Raw genomic sequence first — 25,586 nt, forward strand, 5'->3', positions numbered from 1 at the left:
TTTCAGTTGAGTCGGTTATTGATCTGATTGTTTCGTCAGTAATTCATCGTGCACTTCGATGATCGCTTCGGTTATTTTATGTTCCGCATGCACATCTTCTAATTTATCTAGCACCGCATCTTCCATATAAGCTTCTTCGGAGAGGCCCATGTAGAGCGCGTAGACGACCAATAATAAAACGACGGTAAATGGTAAGCCTGTAGAGATCGAAGCGGTTTGCAAAATCGAAAGCCCGCCTCCAAGCAGTAGCACGGCAGCGATGACACCTTCCATGACCGCCCAAAATACGCGCTGTGGCACGGGAGATTTCAATTTTCCACCAGATGTTAAGTGGTCGACGACCAGTGAGCCCGAGTCTGACGAAGTGACGAAAAATACTGTCACGAGCACAATGCCGACCATCGACAGCACTGTGGAGAAGTTGAAGTATTCCAGCATCGCGAATAGTGCCGTGGATACGTTTTCGCTGACTGCTCCGAAAATATTGGCTTCGCCGCTGGCCTGTAGACTAATCGCTGAACCGCCCAGAACGGACATCCAGATAAAGGATAGAATCGTTGGGACTATCATCACACCGAGGATAAACTCACGCACGGTGCGGCCTTTGGAAATACGAGCGATGAACATGCCGACGAAAGGCGACCAAGATACCCACCATGCCCAATAGAAAATGGTCCATGAACCTTGCCAATTCGTATCGCGGAATGTTTCCGTCCACATGCTCATTTCGGGCAGATTCTCAATGTAGAATCCGATGCTCTGCGTAAATCCGCTTAGAATATAAATGGTCGGTCCAGCTATGAGTAGAAATAATAAGAACAGCGCCGCGAGTCCCATATTGAGTTCGCTCAGTCGCTTCACTCCCTTGTCCAAGCCTGTCATGACAGACGCCGTTGCAAAGCCAGTGATCACGACGATTAGTAACACTTGCACGTTTGTGCTGATCGAGACATCGAAGAGGTAATTAAGGCCGGCGTTGATTTGCGTGACCCCCAAGCCCAACGATGTGGCGAGGCCCATTAACGTTGCCAGCACTGACAGCACGTCGATTGCATTTCCCCAGAAACCATAGATGCGATCACCGAGAATCGGGTAGAAAATGGAGCGAATGGTGAGCGGAAGGCCACGATTATAGGCAAAGAATGCTAATCCCAGCCCGACGATTGCATAGATCGCCCATGGGTGTAATCCCCAATGGAAAAAAGTGGTTCCCATCGCCGCTTGAGCTGCTTCTGGAGTGTTGCCTTCGATGCCATTAAACATGGGTGAAGGCGAGTCGTAGTGATATATCGGCTCCCCCACACTCCAAAACATTAGCCCAATGCCCATACCAGCGCTCAAAAGCATGGCATACCATGCGGCTGTTGAGAATTCAGGCTTCGCCTTATTACCGCCTATCCGGATTCTTCCAAGACGACTAAATGCAAAGAATGCTGCCGCCACGATAAATACGTTTGCCGACAGGATAAAAAACCATCCGAAATTCATAGAGATCCAAGCCAACATACCATCGGCAGTGCTGGCTGCTTGGTCTTTAAACATGATCGTTAGGACGATGAAGATCGTCAAAATAAAGACCGATGCAAAAGTGACTTGAGGATGTATGTCGAAGCCGAATCCATTCCAGTTTCGATCGCCCGGTTCGCGCGAGGGTTCACCGTCCAGGAGCGTAGCGGTCGGGCGAATTTGAAGCCCACGAAATTTTTCGCGCTCTTCAATCGCTTTTTTACGAGCGACTTTTTCAGCATGATGCAGCTTTTCTGCCAGCGTCCGCTTCTCAGCCCCTTTCAGGGATGTTTGCTTTTTATCTTTCATGTCAATATTTTGAATGTTTGTGAGTGGTGATCCTACTTCCACATTTTGAAATAGGGCACCACGTGCCACTTAGATGTTGTCGCAAAAGCATCGTCACCATTGAGGATGACGATTTATGCGTGCTGCTATCATTGCGCAGAACTCCCTTTAACACTGGTAGAACCAGCCAAACCGTCGGGCATAATCGAGCCATTTTGTGGACACACTGAAAAGTGTTGTCTGCCCATAGCTCGCCTATGCGAACACCTAATAAATGGCGCTCGTCTGTCTCTACCTTCGCCATTGCGTGAGGTTCGGACTGTTTTAAATAAAAGACGGAATTAAGACTAAGTTAAATGGGTTCGTAGGGAAACGTGTGTTTCAGACTAGATGCTCTATCAAACAGGCGGATAAGGACTTTGCAACCCTCATCATCTGCCGATCTTAGATCAGAAGCTCATTTTCGCTTAATGATTCCACCCACGAATGCGGACTCTGGTCCGGCCATTTGATTGCCAAATCGCCGAACTCTAGTCGGAGTTTCGCAGAGATAGAAAACTTCAGGGTCGATGCTCTGCACGAGCTGCAGCGCTCGCGTCAATAGCTTGCGCTCGCAGACAATCTGTAGTTCGGAGACGGGGCCAGTGGCTCCTGTGCCCTCAAATTGTGTCACACGAAAACCGTCTGCTCGCAGCACTTGTTGTATCTTTTCGGCGTTTTTTCCAGTAATTACGCGTAGGACGGCGTGCCCGAGTGCAAGCTTGCGCTCCAGAATAATGCCGACGACATTGCCTGTGGAAAAGCCGAGCGCATAAAAGATGAGTAGCCATGGTCGGGCGAGCACGGTATTGACCACGGTCGCAATTACGATCAACCAGATCGTCACTTCGAATAGTCCCAAGACAAATGCCAGATAGACGCGACCTTGCACTGTCGCGATCATCCGTATCGTGCCGATCGATACATCCAGCACTCTTGAGAGAAAAACAATAAATGCGAGCACTCCAAAAGGGAGATCGTTAAAATCAAGTTCCATGAATGTCCGAAGCTATGCTGATGTGCATGTGTATGCCAAGGAGCAATCTACATCGATCGACCCATACCTATCGATGGTTTAAGCGCCGGATGCTTTAATCATTCACTCTTTGTTGTCAGCGTTTACAATGATGATGTTTTGACTTTGCCTTAGACTTGAAGGAGTCGTATGCTTGTCACATGAGAATTGCATTTAAACTTCGTCGTATTTCACTTCAAGCAATATGCACCTTGGGGGTGCTTCCGCTGCTTTGCGCTCAATTCGTTCAAGCTGCTTCGGCACTCGATTTCATCAATGCCGTAACTGAAGAGTTGAACGGGCCAGTCGTGGTCGAAGACGTCACTTCTTCCGACCCTGTGGCGCCCGTAGCACCTGTGGCACCTGTGGCGGCCGAAACACATCGACTGCAGCAAGTGGTGGATGCGGCTTACCATAAATATAAAAATTTGAATGAAGGTGCGAATGCGGATTACATTCCAATTCTAACGACAGTGCCGAGTGATCTCTTTGGTATCGTGATCGCCACTCGAGAGGGACAACTGTATACCGTCGGAGATATCGATTACAAATTCTCGATTCAATCGGTCTCCAAGCCCTTTACTGCAGCGCTCGTGATGCAGGAGCAGAGCCCTGAAGCCTTACTCGAAAAAATCGGAGTGGAACCCACGGGCCTACCGTTTAACTCTAAAATGGCTCTGGAGCTCTACCCAGCGCGCAGCGTCAATCCACTGGTGAATGCCGGTGCGATCGCTGCTGTGAGTCTGGTTGAGGCGAATGGCGAGCAGCAACGTTGGTCACGCGTGCACCGTAACCTTGAATTATTCGCTGGAGCCGATCTGCCGCTGTTGGAAGCTGTCTATCAATCAGAATATGATACCGCATGGAGCAACCGTGGTATCGCTAACTTGCTGTATAATTACGGACGGCTTTACTGTGCACCAGAAGAAGCGCTACGCGTTTATACCAAACAATGCTCCGTCGGCGTCAGCGCTAAAGATCTAGCAATCATGGGAGCGACACTCGCCAATAGTGGAACCAACCCGTTGAGCAATCTAAAGGTGCTCGATGCGAAACATGTCCCAGAGTTACTTGCGCTAATGGCAACTGCTGGATTTTACGATGAATCTGGAGAGTGGATGTTTTCCGCTGGTTTGCCAGCCAAGACGGGAGTCGGTGGCGGCATCGTCGCAGTCGTGCCAGGCAAGTTTGCAATCGCCGCCTTTTCGCCGCGTTTGAACGAGGCCGGAAACTCCATCAAAGCCATGAAAGCGATTCGCTATATCGCTGGTGAACTCGGTGTCGGCCTCTATGGGGCAAACCCAGAAGACTGAGTTGCTTTTGGGGAGGGACGCTTCTGCGCCGTTCGCCGAGCTTCAGCACAGAACTAAAGCACCAGCACGCTGCAAGACGAAGCTCGTCCCTCCCGAATGGGTTGAGCTAAAAATCAAGATTCTTGATGCGTGACGGTATCGCAGGAGAAGCATGCACGGTTTCATCGCACTCGGCATGGCTCTGTATGAAATGATAACCTACAGCAGTTCCACTGAATGACGCTGACTCTTTAATCTCGCGGGATAGGACGAAACTCGCCCTCGGTGTGCGTCCTGCGACTGACTAGCACGATGGCCAGCCAAGCGAGTATGAACCCCGGGATAATTTCGTAGATGCCAGGGCCACCCAGAAAGGAACTGCTCCAGCCCATATTGATCCAGGCGATCACCGTCACGGCACCTGTGAGCATACCAGCGACTGCGCCTGTCCCGGACATTTTCTTCCATGTCAGTGATAGGATGATCAATGGACCAAAGGCTGCGCCAAACCCCGCCCAAGCATTGGACACAAGTTTCAAAATTTGAGAATTAGGATCGTCGGCCATGAGTGCAGCAATCACCCCAACCAACACCACGCTGACTCTACCGACTGTGACCAGGTGCCCTTGGCTCGCTTTCTTATTCATGAACAATCGATAGAAATCCTCCGTGAGCGATGAGGAGGAGACGAGCAATTGACTCGAGATCGTTGACATAATCGCGGCTAGCAATGCGGCATAAAGGCAACCAGTGATCAGTGGATGAAAGAGTAAATTGGCCAGCACGATGAAAATCGTTTCACCATCACTGATGGTGATGCCACTGCGCTCAACATAAGCGCGTCCTAAGATGCCTATACCGACCGCACCGAGTAGCGAGATGAACATCCAACTCATTCCGATATTACGAGCTTTGGCTACATCTGCCACTGAGCGAACCGCCATGAAGCGGACGATGATGTGGGGTTGTCCGAAGTAACCGAGTCCCCAGCCGACAGCCGATAGAAACCCAAAGAAAGTCAGTCCGTCGAACAGTGATAAATAGTGCGGATCAATCGCATTCAATTGCTCGACAGTTGTAACGAGTCCATCGTTTTGGCCAGTGGTGAGAATGACTAGTGGCATGATCACTAGCGCCAGCATCATGATGCAGCCTTGGACGAAGTCAGTTAGGCTAACCGCCATGAATCCTCCGATGACTGTATAGACCAGGACAACACCTAGCGTGAACCAAACGCCGAACGTATAGTCGCTCATAAAGCTCAAATTGATCAGATCACCAAATGCGCTTGCAAATAATTTGCCTCCACCAACGAGGCCTGAGGCTGTGTAAACGACGAAGAACACTACGACGATCACCGCCGAAACCGTGCGTAGCGACATCGCCTTAGAGGGGAATCGGTTGGCTAAGAACTGTGGGATGGTCAGCGCATTGTCATAGCGTTCCGTTTGTTCGCGCAGGCGTGGTGCTACCACCATCCAATTTAGCCACGCACCGACCAATAGGCCGATTCCGATCCACGCCTCAATCAACCCGGCCGCAAAGAGCGCTCCGGGTAGTCCCAGTAACAGCCACCCGGACATGTCGGACGCGCCCGCAGATAAGGCCGCCACTGCAGGGTGCAATTGCCGCCCACCTAGCATGTATTCTTCAGAACTAGAGGTTGATTTTCTCGCAGCGTAAAAGCCGATCGCGATCATCAAACCGAAATATAAAAAGAGACTGATCCAAATGCCAACTTCCATGTGTGTTTGTGTTGTTTGACTACTGATAAAGGTGATGACCCTCGCATGCTCTGCGATTAGGAACAAGGGTCTATTTCAGGTTCTTCCTCAAAGGTGGGACAGGTGTGCCATGAAGTATCGTAGCGGACTCGCGCTATACTCACGCGCATCATGATTTGTGAAAAGTGCATTCATGCTATTTCGCTATCTTGCTGTAGGGGCTTTGCTTGCGAAGACCGCGCAAAGGCCACACGCATAGGAAGTTGTAAAACTTTAGCTGCCTTCGCGGGTGCCGCCCTTCGACAAGCTCTGGGCCTTGAGCCTGTCGAAACGGCAAGCAGCACCCCTACGCCAGATTCTTCGATTTCACAAATCACAATACTTGATGCGCGTGAGTATATCTGTCCTCTATCGCTTATCGAGCGACGTAGGAGCGGGGTGGACCACTACAAGGACTCTCGTTCAAAATAGACGAGACTGGCGTCGCATCGCGATCGCTATCTTATATCAGCAGCGAGCTGGAAAAGTTTGAAGTCGAGATGTTCAGATCTAGTTTGCAATGTTTGCCGCTCAGAGTTCTCTCTTTGCTCAGGATGAGTATTAAAAATCAAAAGGCGACGATGCGCTACCGCCGTTTCGGTCAAACGAACCAGTGGCTTTCCACAATCACACTTGGTGGTATGCGTTACCATGATGGTTGGTCTGGGCCTCGCGATCAGCCTTCGACGAAGATGATAGATCAGTGCGCCGATATCGTCACGCGTGCCTTTGCGCAGGGCATCAATCACATCGAAACTGCACACGGCTACGGTAAGAGTGAGCATTGCCATGGCATCGCGCTCAACGACGTGCTCAGTTTGAAGCGTGATAGCTACCATCTGATGACAAAGGGTGCGGCGAATACGGCTGAGGAGATGCGTCGCCTCGTTGAGGAGCAGTTAATCGCTCTGAAGACCGACTTTATTGATCTCTATGGCTGGCACGGTATCAATACGCCTGAGAAATTGGCCATCGCAACGAAATCGGGTGGGCCGGTTGAAGAGCTTCTTAAAATGAAGGCCGAGGGTATTCTCGGTGATGTGGGGTTTTCAACGCACGGGCCGTTAGACGTGATCATCGATGCAATTGCGACAGGGCTGTTCAGTTTTGTGAATCTGCATTATTACTATTTCATGCAGCGCAATCGTGGTGCGGTGGACTATGCGGCCGCGAAGGGCTTGGGCGTGTTTATCATTTCTCCGAACGACAAGGGAGGGAAGCTTTACGAGCCATCTTCAAAATTGTCACAGCTGTGTGCTCCGTTAACTCCAATTCAGTTTAATGCGCGTTGGTGCTTGTCGAACCCTAATATTCATACCCTTAGTTTCGGATTGAGTGAGCCTGAGCATGTCGAGGAGATGTCTGGGATCTTTCCATTTTCGGTGCCGCTCTCTAGAGACGATCAGGCTATCGCACAGCGCATGAATGGCGCGGTGCTCGATGATCCTGAATCTGCATGGGATGGTTACGAACTGTTAGGCGACGCGTCGGGGATCAATATACCAGAGGTGCTCCGCATGCGTCGTATGTGGAAATGCTACGATCAAACCAGTTTTGGTGAGATGCGTTACAATATGTTTGAGGACAAGGGTGATTGGTTTCCTGGTTGCTTTGCTACGCCGGATGCAGTCGATCAAGTCGACCCAAGCCAAACGATAGCAGAAGTCGATGTGAAGCAGTTCCTCAACGAGACGCACGAGCGCTTCTACTCGCCAAAGAAAGAGGAGTAGCGGGGGAGCGGAACCACTTCGGTTTACTCACCCTAGACGTCGTGCTTCCATTCAATTTTAAGTTGGTATGGCGATCTGTTTCTAAACGCTAAATAATTAAACGGACGCCGCCTAGATGGGCTAAGTTGTAGGGGAATTCACTTTCGGGGGATCCGATAAACATCAGGTTCGATGGGATCTGCCATTCCTTCGATAACTCGGCTATCAGTTCAGGGCCGAAGGTGCCTTCCCTTACCACCAATTCAACATCGATTTCGGGGTATGCTTCGTCCAGGAATTGAACGTCTTGTTTTAATTTCTCTGGAGCGTCACCGCCCTTTGCAGTGATATTGACGATCTTGACCCGATTTGTGTGTTCATTTCGTCGGATGTAGAGCATCACCCGATTCAGGTTACACAGATTGTCACCACGAGTGAAGAAGATGATCTGTTGTGATTTAATGGAATCGATTTGTTCATTGATGGTTCCCATGGCGCGACCCATTGTCGATGAAATGGTGGCCATGACCGCACGAATAACAAACAGCCCCAATTCAAATATGGCGACACGGCCGAGCATGAAGCCGACGACAATCAGTGTCGGCACTAGGTATTCGAAAAACACCGCGAGGTAACTCGGATTCAATAGCGCATTACCCACCAGCGCGGAGAGCACGCCGAAGAGGCCTAATAGCACCGAAATCCAACTTGCGCGATGAGGCCTGGCAAGTTTTGCGCGCTTAATTTTTAGCAAAATATTGCCGATCGCAAAGAGGGCCATGACCGCGAGGAATGAAATCGTATAAACGCCAGCTAAGGCCTTCAACTCACCGCCTGTGCTAAAATAGACGGAGATGCAGAGAATGAAAAATACAATCAAGATGCGGTGGGTCGTGCCTCGCTTGTTTGTCTTTAGTAAGAACTGGGGTAGGCAACGGTCTAGCGCCATGCGATGAACCAAGCCATTGACGCCGACAAAGCTCGTCAGCACCGCTCCGCTGAGCACAAGCACCGCATCCACGGATATGACCAACGCGAGCCAATTACCGCTGGCCAATGTGCCGAGGTTAGACAGTAGCGCTTCTTGTTCTTGGAATATGGTATCCATGGGCAAGAGCGACAGCGCCATCAGAGCAATTAGGGGATTAATAATCGAGACCGCGAGCCACATGTTTCGGAGTGTTTTAGGAAACACGCCATCGGCCTGTTCTTCCACGAAATTAGCAGAGCTTTCAAAGCCTGAAATGCCTAACATCGCGGCGCAAAAGCCGAAGAAAATAGCCTGCTTCCAGCCACCTTCGACCGGAATACTCATATTTAGAAACAGAGTTTCCGTGCCGTTCTGAAAGAGCCAGAAGCAGCAGCAAATGATCAACAGTGAAATGGAGAAGAGGTGAAAAAGAAAGATCCCGATCGCGACCTTCGAGGATTCGGCGATGCCCCAAATCGTAAGGAACATAAAGAACGCCAGTAAACCGACCGTGGCGATTTGAATATTAATTGAGCTGAAGATCGTATGCGCGTAATGTGCTGCTTCACTCCCTGAAATGACGGCCGTTGCCATGTAAGAAAGCACGGTCAGGCAAGCAGCGAACGATGCCTTAAACTTGCTGGTGGTATTGAGCAGCGCGTTGTAGGCTCCACCGTTCAAAGGCAACGCTCCGACGACTTCGGCATAGATCGAACGATAAAAATAAAGCACGGCCGAAACAATCAGCAAGGCCAACGGTCCCCATCTTCCAGCATAGAAAATTGCCAATGCCGAAACATAGAGGCAGGAGGATGTGATGTCATTGCCGCAAATGGCAGTTGATGCCATTTGCCCCAGCTTAGTGTGTTCTGCGGCCTTTTTCATTTGTGCTGCAATGTATATTTACTCAGTCGCGATGCAACTAATTGGTTGTGTATTATTGCTAGGCGCTATGCCCTTGACTCGTCTCCTCGAGTCGATCCGCGTGGCATATTGCCCGCTCTTATTGCGACATCGGTGTGCAAGAAGCGTGCTGCGTCTGCCGAGGCTTTCACTTTGATCGCACTTCTGGCTAGCATCTCGACTTTGAACTCGAGTAGGGCTTTTGTGACCGATCCTTTAGTCGTGATGTTTGTCTTGTGAATGGAACGAGCCAATGAGAGGGCATCGAGTAATGCTTGGTTCGCTCCTTGCCCTTTGAAGGGACTCATCGGGTGGGCGGCATCTCCAATGAGTGTCACGTGCGAATTCTCAGGCAACAGGTCACTCGTTAAGAGCTCACGGTCGTAGGCGGGGTAGCCGGAAACCAGAGCCACAGGTGTCTCTGCGATAATTTGAGGGATCGGGGTGTGCCACGCTGGGCATCTGCGAAGCGCTTCCTCTTTGAGTGCTTGGGCTCCTTGTCGGTTGAGTGATTTGGCCTCTGTTTCCGGTAAAGGAAAACTGAGCTGCCACATGATGGTGCTTGCCGAATACGGCATCATGTAAATACGTTCGTTGCCATTGGCGGTTTGAAACACTGTTTCTCCATTCAACAGCGTAGAGTCTTCGATGTTTTCTAAAGGGCAAATCCCCAAAATTACAATGCAATCTAAGTAACGTAGCGGCGTCGCCGCGTCGCCGATCAATTGCTGTCGAACCGAACCACGAATACCATCTGCGCCGACCACTATGTCTGATTGAACCGTTTTGATCGAGTCATCATTCCCCACCTGGAAACGAAGGTTCACATGCGCCTCGCACTCTTGGTAATCCAGGAACTTATGATTCCATTGAACCATGTCATGGCCTCCTAGAGCCTTGAGTAGTTGGTTGCGTAGTGACTGCCGAGGGACGTGCACATTGCGCCGCCTCGGGGAGGTATTTGAACTAGGTTTTCCCCATTTTCTCAATCCCCACTCTCCAACCACTTCACCGTCTGTCTTATGCACGACATGTTTGGTGGAGGTGATGCCTTCTTGCAGTTCAGAGATACCAAAGCCCTCAAGTGCTTTGCTGGCTTGTTGCATCGTCAACCCGTAGCCTTGAGAGCGTTGCTCAAAATGATCATCGCGTTCGTAGATCGAAAAAGGGATGCCGCGGTGTCGACAGGCCACCGCCAGAGCTAGTCCGCCGAGACCACCACCAATGATCGCAATGTTGGGGTAGCTCGTATTCGGTAGAGTAACTGCGCTAGATTCTTTTAGGCCTGCGCCCTGGCATTCATCGCAGTCATCAATGTGATCCACCAGTGGAGTGGGCTGCTCAGAGGCGGTGCCCCCTGCAGCTGCCAGTAGCGCTCGTTTGTAGCGATTTCGAGCTCGTTTCGTAGGTCGATGACTCACTTTCCCTTCTCCATGACAGGCCTGACACACCGTCCAATGGGAGAGGCCTGAGCTATCGGTATCTGATGCGTGGCCGATACTAGGGCACTTCTCGTCGTTGTTCATCTCGTCCCTCATAAAGCAAAGGGCAGATGAATAAGCAAGGGGGCAGACCATTTATCTGGATTGCTACTTAATCTCAATTCGATGGACTTCGTCCTTTATCGGACGAAGTCCATCGCCGTATGCTACATTTTTCTCAGAGATTAATTATGAATATCGAATCCTACATCCGCACGACGCCAGACTTTCCGAAGCCGGGCATCATCTTTCGCGATTTCACGCCTTTGCTCGCTGACGGCCCTGCTTTTAAAGCTTTGATCGATCAGTTAAAAGAACGTTACGTGGGGAAGCCGATCGATGTGGTGGTTGGTATCGAAGCGCGAGGATTCGTTTTAGCGTCTGCGTTGGCCTACGCGTTGGGCGCTGGCACGGTGCTTATCCGTAAGGAGGGTAAACTACCACATGAAACACATGCACAAGAATATGAGCTAGAGTATGGCTCCAGTGTGCTGGAGATCAGTCGCGACGCCTTTCAGGAGGGGCAACGCATCTTGGTGGTCGACGATGTGTTGGCGACTGGTGGCACCGTGGGTGCTGCGCTCAAACTAATCCAAGGCCACTTTTCAGTCGCAATCGAAGCGCTCGTTTTCTTGATGGAACTAGATGATCTAAAGGGGCGTGAAAAATTGTCGGATTTACCGATTCATTCCGTTTTCCACTACTAGGAATCGGCAAGGTGGATAATTTTTTGATCTGATTGGTAGCGTGCAGTTTTAGCGAGCGTTCAGTGCATCGTGCAGATACGATGGACGTTTGCTAAAGTTGCACGCTACGAATTTTGGCAAGTGACAAGGCTCTTGTCCGTGCAGAACGCGCAAGTCCTACTCAACGGGACCTTCGTAGATGCCGATGTAAGGCACGTTGCGGAACTTCTGAGCGTAATCGAGCCCATAGCCGCAGACAAATTCGTCTGGGATATCAATGCCGCAGAAATCGATAGGGACTTCGACTTTTCGGCGAGAAGGTTTATTGAGCAGTGTGCAAATACGTAGCGAAGCAGGGGTGCGACCTTCGAGCATACGGATCACTTTACTAAAAGTGTTCCCAGTATCGATGATGTCTTCCACCAGCAGCACGTCGCGATCGGTAATGGACTCGTCGAGATCCATCACCACTTTTACATCACCTGAGCTGATGGTGTCGTCACCATAGCTGGAGATCGTCATGAAGTCGGTGACCATCGGGCATTTGATTTCGCGCACTAGGTCGGCCATAAATATAAACGACCCACGCAAGAGACCCACGACGATCAGTTCCTTGTCGGAGTCTTTATAGCATTCAGTGATCTCGCTACCAAGCTTTGCTACGATTTCGGCAATTTCTTCTTTTGAAATTAGTGTTTTTTGAAGTCCTTGTTCGCCCATATTCTTTGTCTGTTGAAGGTGTGTTAGTTGGCAACTGTGACGGCCAGATTGATTGCAGATAGTAGGCCGACAACCCACATCACAGGGGAGACTCTTTTCAAGTCACCACAGCAGACGGCAATGATCACATAGGATAGGAATCCTACGGTCAGACCCGTTGCGATGCTGAACGTCAGTGGCATGAGGATCATTGTCAGGAACGCAGGCACTGCGTTTTTGAAGTCGATGAAATCAATCTGCTTGATATTCCGAAACATGAAGACACCGACGATGATCAGCGCTGGGGCAGTGGCAAAGGCAGGCACTGCTCCGATGAGAGGTGCGCAAAACAGGCCTACGAGAAAGAGGCAACCCGTAACGACGGATGCGAGTCCGGTGCGTGCGCCATCAGCGATCCCAGCCGCCGATTCGATGTAGGTTGTCGTCGTGCTGGTGCCCATTAGCGAGCCAGCAATCGTGGCCACAGCATCTGCTTCAAGCACCTTGTCGATATGCTTGATCGTGCCATCTTTTTCGACATGCCCGGCTTCATACGAGCAGGCGACGATCGTGCCGATCGAGTCAAACAAGTCCACGAACATGAACGAGAAGATCGCACCGGCCAGACCCCATTTTAGGGCACCGAGAATATCGAGCTGAAAGGCCAGTGGTGCGAGACTTGGCGGAGCTGAGAAAACACCGTCGAGATGCACCTCGCCCAATAAAATGCCTGCGATAGTCGCCGCAAAGATGCCAATCAATATTGAGCCTTTTACCTTTTTAACTTCTAGAATGGTGATCAGCACTAGGGCGCCAAGTCCAATCAGAACGGGGCAGGTGAGTTGACCGATCGAAACGAGCGTTGCGGGGTTATCGACGACTAAGCCGAGGTTCTTTAAGCCGATGAAAGTAATAAACAGACCGATACCTGCTGCAGTCGCAATACGTAGAGATAATGGAATGGCCGACACCACTTTTTCTCGAATCCCCGCGAGCGTCAGTATCAAGAAGGCGACGCCGGACACGAATACCACGCCCAATGCCGTTTGCCAAGTGAGGCCTTGGCCGAGCACCAGTGTATAAGTAAAGAAGGCATTGAGCCCCATTCCCGGAGCCATGGCAAAGGGCACTTTAGCCCAGAAGGCAACTAACAGCGTGCTAACACAGGCCGCGAGGCAGGTGGCTGTAATCAGAGCCGGTTTATCCATGCCTGCCTGACTGAGGATCATCGGATTGACGAAGATGATGTAGGCCATCGTCAGGAAGGTCGTGAAGCCGCCAATGACTTCTGTTCGAACCGTAGTGTTATTTTCTTGGAGCTTAAACATATCTTTTTTTAGGGATTATCCTCTTACTTTTTTAATACTTAGTATGTTGCATTCATCAATAGTCATTTCAGGTGCCAAACAAGCGGTCGCCTGCATCGCCGAGTCCTGGTAAAATGTAGGCGTCATCGTTGAGCTTATCATCAAGGGCCGCCGCAAAGATTTCGATGTCTGGGTGCGCGTGTTGGAATGCTTCGACGCCCTCGGGGGCTGCCACGAGGCACATGAACTTGATGTTTTTCGCGCCGTTTTTCTTCAGTAAATCGGCAGAGGCGATTGCGGAGCCACCAGTGGCTAGCATCGGATCGACCATCATAAACATGCGCTCTTCTGCATCCGCCATTGGCTTGAAATAATAGGTCACCGGCTTGTGCGTCTCATGGTCGCGATATAAGCCGAGGTGGCAAATCGCGCAGTTTGGAATCAGGTTGAGCACGCCATCTACCATGCCCAAGCCCGCGCGCAGTAATGGCACGAGCACGACCTTGTGACTGTCGATCACATGGCCCACGGTCGTCTCTAGTGGAGTATCTACCTGCACTGTGTGCACTGGCAGGTTTTTTGTGATTTCATACGCGAGCAGTGTGCCGACTTCGTCTACCAGTTCCTTGAATACTTTTTTTGGTGTCGTTTTGTCGCGAATGTAGGTCAGCTTGTGCTGAATCAACGGGTGATTCGAAATCGTTAATGTTGGAAACCTCTTCATAGTCGTGTCCTCGTATTAGTCGTTATCCGGATCGTCCGGTAAGATGATGTGTAGCACTAGATTGGCAATCATACCCACGAGAGCGGCTAGGCCAATACCCTCGATTGTAATGTTGCCGATTGGAATTTGGACGCCGCCAAGCCCGCAGACTAGAATCAGTGCTACGATGATCAAGTTGCGGCTGCGGTTGAAGTCAAGCTGTGCGTTGGAGATGGTGCGGATGCCAACAGAGGCGATCATGCCAAATAGGATGAAGCTGACGCCTCCCATGACCGCCACCGGAATCGTCTGGAGAAAGCTGCCGATGGGGCTGACGATGCCGAGAAGGATAGCAAAGACCGCAGCAATACGAATCACCGCTGGATTGTAGTTCTTGGTTACCGCTAAGACGCCCGTGTTTTCAGAGTAGGTCGTGTTCGGCGGGCCACCAATGAAGCCCGAAAAGATCGTCGCCAAGCCGTCTCCCAGTAAGGTGCGGTGTAAGCCTGGTTTTTTGAAGAAGTCCTTCCCGACCACAGCGCCGTTGGTCGTGATGTCGCCGATGTGCTCCATTACGGAAACGATCGCGATCGGCATAATCGCTAGAATTGCGTTCAACTCGAAGGTTGGAAACACGAAATTATCTGGGCCGATAAACAAGCTGTCAGCGCCTTGCATGGCTGAATAATCCACTCGACCCAATATTGCGGCGACTGCATAGCCCGCAAAGATTCCAATAAGGATCGGCACCAGTTTGAAGAACCCTTTGATGAAGCAAGAGACTGCGATGATCGTCAGTATCGCCACCATGGATAGTAGCCAATCGGACGATGCCATGCTCACGCCTATTGGGGCGAGTGATAGGCCGATCACCATGATTACCGGGCCTGTGACCACTGCCGGGAACAAGCGCTTCATGAATGTTACGCCACCGACTTTGATCACTAGCGACATTAGCAAGTAAACCACCCCTGCGCAGATTACACCTCCCAGTGCTTCCGGTAGGCCGCTGCCATCTGCACCGGCAACCGTCTTAATGGCGCCGATAAATGCAAAACTGGATCCCAGAAATACCGGAACCATGCCTCCTGTTACGCCATGGAAAATAAATGTCCCGATGCCCGCCGCTAGTAGCGCTACGCTCGGATCCATACCCGTTAAGGCAGGCATCAGCACGGTCGCACCGAACATTGCAAAGACATGCTGAATGCCTAGCACCAGCTTCTTGTTCCAACCTATTGTGTTATCATTCATGATTCATTTTTGCTTCGATTGTGGCAGGAAACTAGCGGCTCTGATCGCTTAAGAACAAGTAAACAGATGAATAAGTTGCTCAGATCGGTATTTAATACTCCGGGCTAATGCCACGTATCGGCATACCTTATGTCATGCCAATTTACATGATTGGATCAATTTTGATGATAACTGTGCTTATATGGTTCTGAAGTAGTCGTTAATTGTAATCTTCAAATTTGACAGCCGAACGAATGGGGTTGCCATGGGCGTTCGCGTTGTTCCAGTGGTGGGATGAAAGAACTAAAACAAGTTTGTCGTGTTTCATTATTAATGGCGTTAGGTGCATTTGGAGTGCAGGGGCTGAGCGCGCAGGAAGTCGAGGAGATTGGCACTGACCACAGGCAAGGTTTTTTGTCCGATGTCGTGCTATGGCAGGATGCTAGCCTAACCTACCTTTATGGTAAGGGATTTGAAGTCAATGCAGACGAGCAGCAAACTGCGACCATCGAGCATGCCAGTGGCTTGAGCTTTGGTGATACCTTTCTGTTCGTTGACTTTACTGATTATCGGGATTCAAGTGATGATAGTAGCTATTACGGTGAGTTCTCGCCTCGTTTCAGTGCTAGCAAAATCGCTGATGTCGATGCTAGCTTCGGACCGATTAAGGACGTCTTGATCGCGACCACCTATGAGTTCGGTAAGGGGGATGTCGAGAGTCTTCTCTATGGTCTTGGTGTCGATCTCGATGTGCCTGGATTCAACTATTTCCAACTCAATCTTTACTATCGCGATCCTCAAAATAATAATTCGCGTGGCTGGCAGTTGACGCCGGTGTTCTCCTACACGATGCCAGTGGGCGAGTCCGAGATCGTGATTGATGGCTATATCGACTATGTGTTTGCTTCTGAAAATAACGACTACGAGGAAAACCTACACATCAATCCACAGATCAAATACAACTTGGGTAAGTTGCTCTGGGGTGATGAACACCGTCTCTTTATCGGTGTCGAATATGATTACTGGAGCAACAAATATGGCATCAAGGACAGAAGCTACTTCAAGACGGATCAGAGCGCTTATAGCTTCTTGTTACAATACTACCTGTAAGTCCGTCTCGGCCTTCGGTTGTTCTGCTCCATGAAGTAGGGCAGTCTTCAGATCTTCATTTTTACGTATCTGCCACTGACTCAGCAGATGTTGTGAGTCGACTTGAGTGTCGTCTAACGTGATATTCAACTTGCCGTGATCGTTGGTATGTTGTTTGTTGTGCGCGGATCTGCCAGTCCGGCCTTCAATCTATACCCCAGATATCGAAAATATGAGAAGCATCTGTTTACTACCCCTCTTTCTCGCTCTCTCGCTTTGTGCGGGCGAAGCTGGATTCAAGCCTCTGTTCGACGGTAAAACCTTGAATGGCTGGAAGGCTGCTGGTAGCTCAGGTGAGGGCGATACGGGAGCTTTCTCAGTCAATGCTGATGAGGCGGCGATACATGTATATGCTGGGCGTGAGCAGGGCTCCAAGCAAGTTACAGATTGCTTGGTTTCAGATGCCGAGTTTAGCCATTATATTCTTAAGCTTGAATACCAGTGGCAAGAGCATCGTTTTGCTCCGCGCGTGGATTGGGATCGTGATGCCGGTTTGTTATTTCATGTCCATGGAAACCTCCAGAAAGTCTGGCCGCTGAGTATGGAAATGCAGATTGGCGAGTCTGCTGGCGATAAGCCGGATGCGAAGGGGAGCGCGGGGCGCTTCCATACTGGCGACCTTTTTGTCCTCGGGAAGCAACTGTTCGCTGATACGCCAGCGGTTGGCAAGTTTTACGATTCGGATGTAGCGCCTGTGACGGGGAAAAGTATTCGGACTGGCTTAGGTCAGGAGAAGCCAAAGGGGGAGTGGAATGAGATGGAGATCCGTATTCATGGCTCAGAGAAAGCAACCTTCATCTTGAATGGCGAAGTGGTTTTAGAAACCTTCAACCTAGTTCAGACTCAGAAAGACGGAACCACGCTTCCGCTGAATAAGGGGCATATCGGTTTACAGGCAGAGTGGGCTGAGCTCATGTATCGCAATATTCGCATCAAAGAGTTGCCGCAGGAATAATCTCCATCGATTTCAAGATTGGATTCGTTTGTGCTTTTCTTCTGTTTGTATCTGTCTATCTAAGCTGATTATGAACGTCCTACTACTTGAAGATGAGCCTGACCTATCCGCTGTTGCCTGTGAGCAAATTGAAAGCCGCGGCCACACCGTGTTTCCAGCACTTGATATCGCCCATGCCAAATCGATACTTGAGGACGATAATATAAAGATCGATATTCTGATTGCCGACCAACAGGTGCCAGACGGAAATGGATCTCATTTCGCTATCGAGACCAAGCGGGGGGCTAGTGGCATCAAAGTGGTCGTCGTCTCTGGTCAGTTAAGTAGCACGGATGTCGAACAGCTCGAAGCGCATGGTGTCGATTACTACAACAAGCCATCGCTGTATTCCGATATTGTAGAGGCTTTGATCCGCAAGCACTTCGGATCATAGCAACGAAACTTCGTCTTCAAGCCTGTTTGGCTACAGCGACTTGCATCCTTTTCCGGGGTCTTGTGTCGTTCTAGCTTCACTTCTGTAAATACGTCTCATAGCTTCAGGCTATGATTTCTGGTCTTTTCCCGCGAGCAGGCTTGTGTCTGCTTGTGGCATTCGCTGGCTTGCTTCCTCGCGTTCAGGCGCATGAAGAGCAACCGACAGGGTTGGTGCCTCCGCACAGCACTTGGCTGTTTGATGACGATGGCGAAGCCGACGAGGGGTGGAATACTGATGGCTTCGACGAGAGCGACTGGCAATCAGGAGCGGCTCCACTGGGCTATGGAGAAACATACCTCGCGACCGACACACTCCAGGGGCAGCAAAAGGATTACTTTCTGCGGCATAGCTTTAGTGTTAAAAATCGTAATGCCGTCACCAGCCTTACACTTCGTGCGCGCTACGACGATGCTGCTATCGTCTTTCTAAACGGAGTCGAAATCTGCCGCACTGCACCGATGAAGGGCGGGAAAGTGCCATCCCATGAGGCCAAGAAGTTTGAGACTTTTAGTGAACTACCTGCCGAGGCTCTGCGAAATGGCACCAACGTTCTCGCGGTGCATTTACTAAATATAAACAATAAGAGCTCCGATATCGTATGGGATGCGGCATTACTGGCTGGCTCACAAGAGGTCGCCCCCTCGGACTCGTCGGATGATATCCTGCGCGGGCCTTACCTCCAGAATGCGTCTGAGCACGGTATATCGATTCTCTGGCGCACCAAGCAACCTGCACGCGGTCATGTTCGCTACAAGCAGCAGGGCACGGACGACAGCTTCTTTCGTGAAGAGGCCATTCCGACCACCGAGCACCGCATTCGTTTGGAAGGGCTGCAAACCGGCACCACTTACGAGTATCAAATCGTATCACAAGATGAGACGCTTGCCTCTGGCGTTCACCAGTTCCGCACGCTACCAGCGCAATACCAGGCAGTGCCGACGCGTATCTGGATTATCGGTGATTCTGGCACTGGTAACAGTAATGCCATGAACGTTTACCAGGCTTATCAAGACTTCGCGATAGATCGCCCAGCCGACCTTTGGTTGATGCTAGGCGACAATGCCTACGCACACGGCACTGACCAACAGTTCCAGAATGCGGTGTTTAATATCTATACGCCGATCCTACATAATACCTGCCTCTGGCCTGCGGTCGGTAACCACGAGACCCTGTGGTCCAGGATTGATAAGAATCCTCTCACTAATAATCAGGCTGACCCTTACCTCGCGATCTTTGAAATGCCCACCCAGGGCGAGGGCGGGGGGCTGCCTTCTGGTTGCGAACTCTACTATAGCTTCGACTACGGGCGCACGCACTTCATTTGCCTAGACTCTCAAGTCAGTAGTCGCAGTGCGGACGGCGCAATGTATCGCTGGCTAGAGGCCGACCTCATCGCCGCGACTGATGATAAATACGACTGGATCATCGCCTATTGGCATCACCCGCCCTACACGCACGGCACGCACAACTCGGACACAGAGACACAGCATATCGAAATGCGTGAAGTATTCTTGCCTCTACTGGAAGCGCACGGAGTGGATCTGACCTTTGGTGGGCATAGTCACACATACGAGCGCTCGCTCCTCATGCAAGGCCACTATGGGCGGAGCTCGACTTACGAGCCCGACGTTCATGCGCTTAACGTCGGCGACGGTCGCCCCCATGGTGACGGAGCCTACCGCCAGTCCGAGCACGAAGGGCGCGGCACGGTTTATACCGTCGCTGGTAGCTCCGGAAAAACGGGTCCCTTCCGTGCGCCACACTTGCCCTTTATGGTCGAGAATCACTCTACGCTTGCCTCCGTAATTGTCGATGTGGACGGCCGCAGCCTCCATGTAACGACTCTCAGTGATCAGGGAGAGGTGCTCGATACCTATCGCATGCAAAAGGATTAGAGCCTTTGTTTCGCTATATAGAATCGAGTGAGTGGGGAGCTGTGCTGGGCGGGGAGCCGCTATTTAGGCCTTATATGACTTGCTCTGATTGCAGTTCTATTATGGTATATGCTCACACTCTGTTACTATAATCAAGCTGTTGCCCGCAGCATAGAAACGACTACCCACACTCGCTAGACTCTATGACCAACAAAGCCCTTTCCTTTAAGCGCCCAGAAGAAAACCTATCCTCACTCGAATTACTCGCAGCAGAGTTCTCAAATACGGATGCTGCCATTGCAGAGATCGCCCGCCTCGCTGCGGTGCAAACACTCCCTCGGGGTGCGATTCACATGATTAGTGATATTCATGGTGAAGATAAAAAATTACGGCACGTCATCAACAATGCCTCAGGGACACTTCGTCCGCTTGTTGAGAAAATGTTTGCTAAAAAAATGACGAGCGAGGAGCTCAAGAGCTTTCTGAAAATCACTTTCTATCCCGCAGAGGTCACTGATCAACTGGAACGGGATTTAACTGATCCATTTGAGCTGAAGGAATATGCACGTAAGATTCTGAACCCGCAGTTCGAGCTACTCCGGCATCTGATGGGCAACTACAGCCTGAAGTTGGCGACTGAGATATTACCAGCGGACTACCAGAACCTGTTACTGGAGATATTGCACGCGCCGACACGCGAGCGTGGCAATCAGTTTGTCGAAGCGATTATTGACGAGCTGCAACGCCAAGGACGTGTGCTACACCTCATACATATTGTCGGACGTTTGATTCGTAACCTCGCCGTGGATGAGTTGATCATCGGTGGCGACTGTTGGGATCGTGGGCCACGCGGTGATCGCGTTGTTGATTATCTGCGTTTGCAACCCAACGTATCATTCATTTGGGGAAATCATGATGCACTTTGGCTGGGTGCTGCGCTTGGTAATGACGCACTCATTTGCACCGCCTTAAGAGTGTCACTGCGCTATCGTCGAATCAGTCAGCTGGATGAGGGGTATAGTGTCCCAATGACGCCTCTGGAGCATCTAGCGCGTAAAATCTACTCAGATGACCCTGCCGAATTCTTCATGCCTAAAGGTGACGGCCTCCGTCCCATCGAACTGGTCGCTCGGATGCAGAAGGCGATCGCGGTGATGCAATTTAAATTGGAAGGCCAATTGATTGAGCGTAATCCGCAGTGGAAGCTTGATCATCGTCGACTGATGCATCGCATTGACCTGGACCATGGCACGATCGAGATCGATGGCGTCGTTTACGAACTGCGCGATAAACGCCTGCCTACCGTTGATCCAGAAGATCCATACACCTTGACTAGTGAGGAGCAGGACTGTCTCGATCGCTTGAAAAGTTCCTTCCTCAGTAGTCAGAAAATGAGAGAGCAAATGAGGTATATGGTCGGGCATGGTTCGATGTATTTGCAACGCGGAGACTGCCTTATCTTTCATGGCTGTGTTCCCGTCGATACCGAAGGTAACTTCTTGGATCTTGAAATCGATGGTCAGAACTTTTCGGGTAAAGCCTTGTTCGAAGAGATTGAGGTTGTTGTTCGCAGGGCACTTGAGAAACGAAAAACACCTGACCTCGATTTTCTCTGGTATCTCTGGTGTGGCCCTCGCTCTCCACTTTTCGGTAAAGACCGAATTGCCACACTAGAGAGAGATCTCATTGCGGATAAAACACCTCATCGAGAAAATAAAGATCCTTACTTTGATTTGATACATGAAGTTGGTTTTTGCGATAAAGTGCTTGAAGAGTTCGGCGCCGACGCCGACCAGGGATTGATCGTGAATGGTCACGTTCCCGTTAAGCTAAAGCAAGGGGAGTCGCCGATCAAGCGTAGTGGTAAGGCGATTACGATCGATGGTGCCTTCTCCGAGGCTTATGGGGATCATGGATACACCCTGGTTCTCGAGCCCGGGAGGATTGTTCTCGCAGAGCACCACCATTTCGAATCCATCGAGTCCGCGATCAAAGACGGTGTCGATATCGTTCCTAAGACTCAGGATATACGTGTGTTTGACGATCCGCAGCGAACGCAAGATACCGAGCGTGGTCAGCGTATCAATTACCGTATGAAAGAATTGAATCGTCTCATCGAGGCTTACAGGAGCAATCGACTACACGAGCAGTAGGAGGCGATTGTATCATATGCTAGACGTTCAAGTCGGTGGCTTCCTTTTTGGTTGGCCACCCGTTTAGATGAAACGATGACGGTCGACCATCTACATTCGACAGGCTCATGTCAGGCAAGGAACTCGACGACTCGAATCGTTTCTTTGATAAGGCTATTTAATCCTTATTCAGGAACGTCTCGGCTGGAATGATTTCTTCAAATTCCTTGATCTCAATGTTCTTATAAAAGATCTCAGCAGTTTCCGATTGGAAGCCAATAATTCCAGCGGCTGGATCCAGATTAAATGCCATGTTGACGACCTCGCCATTGAGCTTGTGGATGGCATACTCCCCACCCATTACGATGAGTTCACAAGTGTTCCACTCGTCGTTCAACGCATTGAAGTTCCTTGTGATTTTGGCATTGTGTAGCCATTTTTTCCCCTTGTATGACTTCTGTTTCGTATACAGGACACCACCTTCGTCAGGGTGGAGGTATTCGCTGGTCTCGGTGTTGAAATACCAATCATACGTCTGACCAGGAGGGCGGATTAAGTCGCCTGTGCGGTTGCGATCTTCATTTGGCACATAGTGGATTTGAAATTCTACGCCAGTTGGGAATACTTTATCATCGGAGATGTGGTAATAGACCCCTGCGTCATATTGCCATTTGGCAAAGTAGTTCGCCTTTTTCTTTCCCCACTTATAGTCGAATTTGAGGTGGTATTTGTCGTAAGATTTTTTGGTATACAACATACCGATGGTAGCATCAGTCCCTTCATCTAGGTCGATCTCATCAGGCCAGCTATCATCGAAGACATGAATCATCCCGTCCTCAATTGCGAAAACACGCTCTCCTAAAGCCTGGTCGCCATCTTTTAATTTGATATACCACCCCTCGTAATTCTTGCCGTTAAAGAGAGGGGTGAATGGCGCTTCCACACCCGCAAGTTTATCTGCCTGATATGTTACGTTCTCTTTGACGGCATCAGCTGATGCTTGCGAAGCTCCTAGGAGCAAGGATCCCAAGGAACAGGCAACTACGGATAGGAAATTGTCAGTAGACAGCGTGAAACGGCGGCAGGAGAAAGAAAGGGTGGGGCGCATAGTATATAGTGTGAGGGATATTGGGTGTCGTGTGCTAGCTGCTGACGGCATGACACACGTTGAAATGATCACTCGCGCTCTGATGCTATGCAAGGAAACAAAAAAAGCTCTGTGTGATACACAGAGCCATTGTTATCCCTTGGGACTTATTTCGATATGTTCATCACTGGATTTGAGCAGTTCTGCTCTCGTCGAGGAGGGGGAGCCTCGTGGCTATGCCGCGCCTAACCACGGTTCAGCGTCGAGCAACGCAGCGATTGATGGCCAACCGCCTTCTTGTTGTCCCTGAAGCACGTAGAGATACAGTGCCACTTCTTCCGCAGGATAAGTCTCGCGCATCGCAGTGACGGCACTGTTGAGCAATTCTGTATCCATGACCTCCGGGAATTTTTCAACCATGCCTTCGCCGTCATGGGCGATTTTCATGCGATCCAAGAAATCAATTAACATCGCTTGGCGACCACGCATCAGCCAGATTTCAAGAACTTGCATAGCAATCGGCTCGGCTGGCTTGCGGGCACAGGCAGCTGTCAGTAACTTGACCTGCTTTTCTGGCGACTGCTTCGTAATAAAGACCGGGCGCATTTTCTGCTGCTCAGCGAGGCGCTCAACGACTCCCTTGTAAGACGCACGGTCTTCTTGGCGGAGATAAGTAAAAAGTGTTTCTGCTAGACTAGCTGGGATTGTTTGAAAAATTTGATATGCAAGCATACGCAGAGAACACTTTATCTCGCGGCCCTGCGGCAATGCTAAAATACATCGATTAGTCGTTAATCCCCAAAAGGTCGGGGCCCCAGGAAGTCGCACGGAGCGATTTTCGTCCGACAACTCACTCAGTTTATTGCTTAGCTGCGGCCTCGGCCGCTAGCTCAGCCTCGAACTCGGCCTCCTCTTTTGCGATCATACCTTCTTCAGTTTTATAGAAGGCTTCTAAGGCAGCTGCTTCTTCGGCTGCCTTCGCCGCGGCCTTTTGAGCTTCAAGTTTTTCAACTTTTGCCTCCTCGCGAGCTCTGCGCTTATCTATTTTTTTCTGCTCTCTATCGCGTCGTTTCTGATCTTTGCTCGGTGTGAAGGCCATGGTGTATCTTTTTGAAGTTCTTGTGGCAGATGAATCCTGCTCGATGTAGTGACGGGAGCCGTCATACCGTGTCGGCCGTCTAAAACAAGCGAAAAGAAGAATCGGGCAAAAAATGTGAAGAAAATGGTATCTATGCGGCAGACCAGAACCGTCCGTTAGTCGAGCTGGTGGAGCCGAAAAGGGACATACTGTATTGGCCTGTGATTGGTGGGCGAGTCTCTGCAGTCACTCAGTTACATGAAACCTATGCTCTGATGTCATGCCCGCGTGATCTGGAGTCGTTTCGGCCGTGAGCGTCTGTGTCGTATGAGCTGTAAGCTCGCGATCACAGCAAAGAGAAGGGCGATGCCGACGAGCTTGTTCGCTGGGTGTGTTCGTGCAAAGAATTCTATATACAGCCCCGTCAACATCGTGCCGAGTAATAAGCCGTTCGCCAGCCACAGGAGCCATGCTTTATCTTTTATGAGTAAGACGATGCCGACGATGAGGGCAGCCATGATGGCTAGTTCCATGTATCCAGTAAATAGCATGAATGGCACTGGGTCTAATCCTAGCTTAGGACTGAAGTCAGCGAAGCCCTTTACGCTGATCGCATTGTGTGTGATTTTTGGGTATGCAAAGTAGAGCAGCATGGCTGCACTCAGTAGAGTGAAGGGCAGGTCTACAATGTAGAGTGATTTTCGGCTGATGTCTTTCATTTTCATGAGAGCCGTAGGGATCGAGGATATTCCAACCCACTGAGTCGTGCCCGAATCCAACCAAAGCAAACTAGCTGCTTCGTTTGCTTTGGCAGAGAAAGCAGTATGATAGCAATTATGAAAAAATTAACGAACTCACAACTGGCTTACCATGGTCTGCGTATCGCATTTGGTATTAGTTTTATGGTGCATGGTGCAGTCCGTTTTTCGGATCTCTCAGGTTTCGCCACGAAGATGGCCGGGCAATTTGAATCCTCGATACTCGCTGGATTTCCCGCGTTGAGCTTTGCTTACATCATCCCATTTGCGGAGGCCTTGATTGGGCTCGCTCTGTTGATCGGTAGCAAGTGTGTGCGTTGGGGAGCCTTTGCCGGTTGCTTACTTATGGCGGGAATCATGTTTGGCACCTGCATGCTCCAAAAGTGGGAACTTTTAACCTCCCAGTTGCTGCATCTATATTTGTTCTACATCATCCTGAACAATCCAAACACTGCGGATGTGTCAGGAAAGTCTGCTTAATCTG

General features: G+C 50.3%; 22 protein-coding genes. 9 read left to right on the forward strand and 13 right to left on the reverse strand.

What is annotated here, in order from left to right:
* Nucleotides 1-15 precede the first annotated feature (15 nt).
* Together GZZ87_RS12155 and GZZ87_RS12160 are read right to left on the reverse strand one after the other, a co-directional pair.
* Nucleotides 16-1,815: a BCCT family transporter gene (locus tag GZZ87_RS12155; protein WP_162025083.1), complete on the reverse strand. Its 1,800-nt coding sequence runs from the start codon at nt 1,813-1,815 to the stop codon at nt 16-18.
* 436 nt (nt 1,816-2,251) lie between these two features.
* Nucleotides 2,252-2,830 (reverse strand): DUF5698 domain-containing protein, encoded by a 579-nt coding sequence (locus tag GZZ87_RS12160; RefSeq protein WP_162025082.1) that lies wholly within the window; start codon nt 2,828-2,830, stop codon nt 2,252-2,254.
* A 179-nt stretch (nt 2,831-3,009) separates the two neighbouring features.
* On the opposite strand from GZZ87_RS12160, the gene glsA reads away from it, so the two are divergent.
* Nucleotides 3,010-4,161, forward strand: coding sequence for a glutaminase A (glsA, locus tag GZZ87_RS12165; protein WP_162025081.1), 1,152 nt, complete (start codon nt 3,010-3,012; stop codon nt 4,159-4,161).
* Between the two features lie 230 nt (nt 4,162-4,391).
* Here glsA and putP read toward each other — a convergent pair whose 3' ends face one another.
* Nucleotides 4,392-5,885 carry a sodium/proline symporter PutP gene (putP, locus tag GZZ87_RS12170; RefSeq protein WP_162025080.1) on the reverse strand — a complete coding sequence of 498 codons (1,494 nt, stop codon included), beginning with the start codon at nt 5,883-5,885 and terminating at the stop codon, nt 4,392-4,394.
* 572 nt (nt 5,886-6,457) lie between these two features.
* On the opposite strand from putP, the gene GZZ87_RS12175 reads away from it, so the two are divergent.
* On the forward strand, nt 6,458-7,633 hold the full coding sequence (locus tag GZZ87_RS12175; protein WP_162025079.1) for an aldo/keto reductase: 1,176 nt from the start codon (nt 6,458-6,460) through the stop codon (nt 7,631-7,633).
* Nucleotides 7,634-7,721: 88 nt separating this feature from the next.
* On the opposite strand, the gene GZZ87_RS12180 is transcribed toward GZZ87_RS12175, so the two are convergent.
* Nucleotides 7,722-9,467: an APC family permease gene (locus GZZ87_RS12180; protein ID WP_244648175.1), complete on the reverse strand. Its 1,746-nt coding sequence runs from the start codon at nt 9,465-9,467 to the stop codon at nt 7,722-7,724.
* 65 nt (nt 9,468-9,532) lie between these two features.
* Nucleotides 9,533-11,011 (reverse strand): NAD(P)/FAD-dependent oxidoreductase, encoded by a 1,479-nt coding sequence (locus GZZ87_RS12185; protein ID WP_162025078.1) that lies wholly within the window; start codon nt 11,009-11,011, stop codon nt 9,533-9,535.
* A 146-nt stretch (nt 11,012-11,157) separates the two neighbouring features.
* Between GZZ87_RS12185 and GZZ87_RS12190 the strand changes: the two genes are divergently transcribed.
* Complete coding sequence (locus GZZ87_RS12190; RefSeq protein WP_162025077.1) at nt 11,158-11,673, forward strand: adenine phosphoribosyltransferase; 516 nt, start codon at nt 11,158-11,160, stop codon at nt 11,671-11,673.
* 156 nt (nt 11,674-11,829) lie between these two features.
* On the opposite strand, the gene hpt is transcribed toward GZZ87_RS12190, so the two are convergent.
* The 4 genes from hpt to GZZ87_RS12210 all read right to left on the reverse strand — a co-directional run bounded on the left by hpt (nt 11,830) and on the right by GZZ87_RS12210 (nt 15,615).
* Nucleotides 11,830-12,372 carry a hypoxanthine phosphoribosyltransferase gene (gene hpt, locus GZZ87_RS12195; RefSeq protein WP_162025076.1) on the reverse strand — a complete coding sequence of 181 codons (543 nt, stop codon included), beginning with the start codon at nt 12,370-12,372 and terminating at the stop codon, nt 11,830-11,832.
* Between the two features lie 23 nt (nt 12,373-12,395).
* Nucleotides 12,396-13,679, reverse strand: a complete 1,284-nt coding sequence (locus GZZ87_RS12200; RefSeq protein WP_162025075.1) for an NCS2 family permease — start codon at nt 13,677-13,679, stop codon at nt 12,396-12,398.
* A 67-nt stretch (nt 13,680-13,746) separates the two neighbouring features.
* Nucleotides 13,747-14,382 (reverse strand): uracil phosphoribosyltransferase, encoded by a 636-nt coding sequence (gene upp, locus GZZ87_RS12205; RefSeq protein WP_162025074.1) that lies wholly within the window; start codon nt 14,380-14,382, stop codon nt 13,747-13,749.
* A 15-nt stretch (nt 14,383-14,397) separates the two neighbouring features.
* Entirely contained in the window at nt 14,398-15,615 is a 1,218-nt protein-coding gene (locus tag GZZ87_RS12210) for a uracil-xanthine permease family protein (RefSeq protein ID WP_162025073.1), read from the reverse strand.
* A gap of 273 nt (nt 15,616-15,888) precedes the next feature.
* On the opposite strand from GZZ87_RS12210, the gene GZZ87_RS12215 reads away from it, so the two are divergent.
* From GZZ87_RS12215 to GZZ87_RS12235, 5 genes are all read left to right on the forward strand, one after another.
* Nucleotides 15,889-16,704 (forward strand): outer membrane protein OmpK, encoded by an 816-nt coding sequence (locus tag GZZ87_RS12215; protein ID WP_178106554.1) that lies wholly within the window; start codon nt 15,889-15,891, stop codon nt 16,702-16,704.
* Nucleotides 16,705-16,915: 211 nt separating this feature from the next.
* Nucleotides 16,916-17,698 carry a DUF1080 domain-containing protein gene (locus GZZ87_RS12220; RefSeq protein WP_162025072.1) on the forward strand — a complete coding sequence of 261 codons (783 nt, stop codon included), beginning with the start codon at nt 16,916-16,918 and terminating at the stop codon, nt 17,696-17,698.
* A gap of 70 nt (nt 17,699-17,768) precedes the next feature.
* Nucleotides 17,769-18,131: a response regulator gene (locus tag GZZ87_RS12225; RefSeq protein ID WP_162025071.1), complete on the forward strand. Its 363-nt coding sequence runs from the start codon at nt 17,769-17,771 to the stop codon at nt 18,129-18,131.
* Nucleotides 18,132-18,241: 110 nt separating this feature from the next.
* Nucleotides 18,242-20,068 (forward strand): metallophosphoesterase family protein, encoded by a 1,827-nt coding sequence (locus GZZ87_RS12230; RefSeq protein ID WP_162025070.1) that lies wholly within the window; start codon nt 18,242-18,244, stop codon nt 20,066-20,068.
* A 182-nt stretch (nt 20,069-20,250) separates the two neighbouring features.
* The gene (locus GZZ87_RS12235) at nt 20,251-22,200 is read left to right on the forward strand and encodes a fructose-bisphosphatase class III (RefSeq protein WP_162025069.1); all 1,950 of its coding nucleotides are present in this window, start codon (nt 20,251-20,253) and stop codon (nt 22,198-22,200) included.
* 157 nt (nt 22,201-22,357) lie between these two features.
* Here the strand turns inward: GZZ87_RS12235 and GZZ87_RS12240 are convergent, their stop codons facing one another.
* The 4 genes from GZZ87_RS12240 to GZZ87_RS12255 all read right to left on the reverse strand — a co-directional run bounded on the left by GZZ87_RS12240 (nt 22,358) and on the right by GZZ87_RS12255 (nt 25,069).
* Nucleotides 22,358-23,287, reverse strand: a complete 930-nt coding sequence (locus GZZ87_RS12240) for a DUF1080 domain-containing protein (protein WP_162025068.1) — start codon at nt 23,285-23,287, stop codon at nt 22,358-22,360.
* Nucleotides 23,288-23,500: 213 nt separating this feature from the next.
* Complete coding sequence (locus GZZ87_RS12245) at nt 23,501-23,998, reverse strand: hypothetical protein (RefSeq protein WP_162025067.1); 498 nt, start codon at nt 23,996-23,998, stop codon at nt 23,501-23,503.
* A 127-nt stretch (nt 23,999-24,125) separates the two neighbouring features.
* Nucleotides 24,126-24,365 (reverse strand): hypothetical protein, encoded by a 240-nt coding sequence (locus GZZ87_RS12250; RefSeq protein WP_162025066.1) that lies wholly within the window; start codon nt 24,363-24,365, stop codon nt 24,126-24,128.
* A 257-nt stretch (nt 24,366-24,622) separates the two neighbouring features.
* Nucleotides 24,623-25,069 (reverse strand): hypothetical protein, encoded by a 447-nt coding sequence (locus GZZ87_RS12255; protein ID WP_162029020.1) that lies wholly within the window; start codon nt 25,067-25,069, stop codon nt 24,623-24,625.
* Nucleotides 25,070-25,180: 111 nt separating this feature from the next.
* Here GZZ87_RS12255 and GZZ87_RS12260 point away from each other — a divergent pair, with 111 nt between their 5' ends.
* Entirely contained in the window at nt 25,181-25,582 is a 402-nt protein-coding gene (locus GZZ87_RS12260) for a DoxX family membrane protein (RefSeq protein WP_162025064.1), read from the forward strand.
* The last annotated feature ends 4 nt before the right edge of the window (nt 25,583-25,586 follow it).

Source organism: Lentimonas sp. CC4, assembly GCF_902728235.1.
GTDB lineage: Bacteria > Verrucomicrobiota > Verrucomicrobiia > Opitutales > Coraliomargaritaceae > Lentimonas.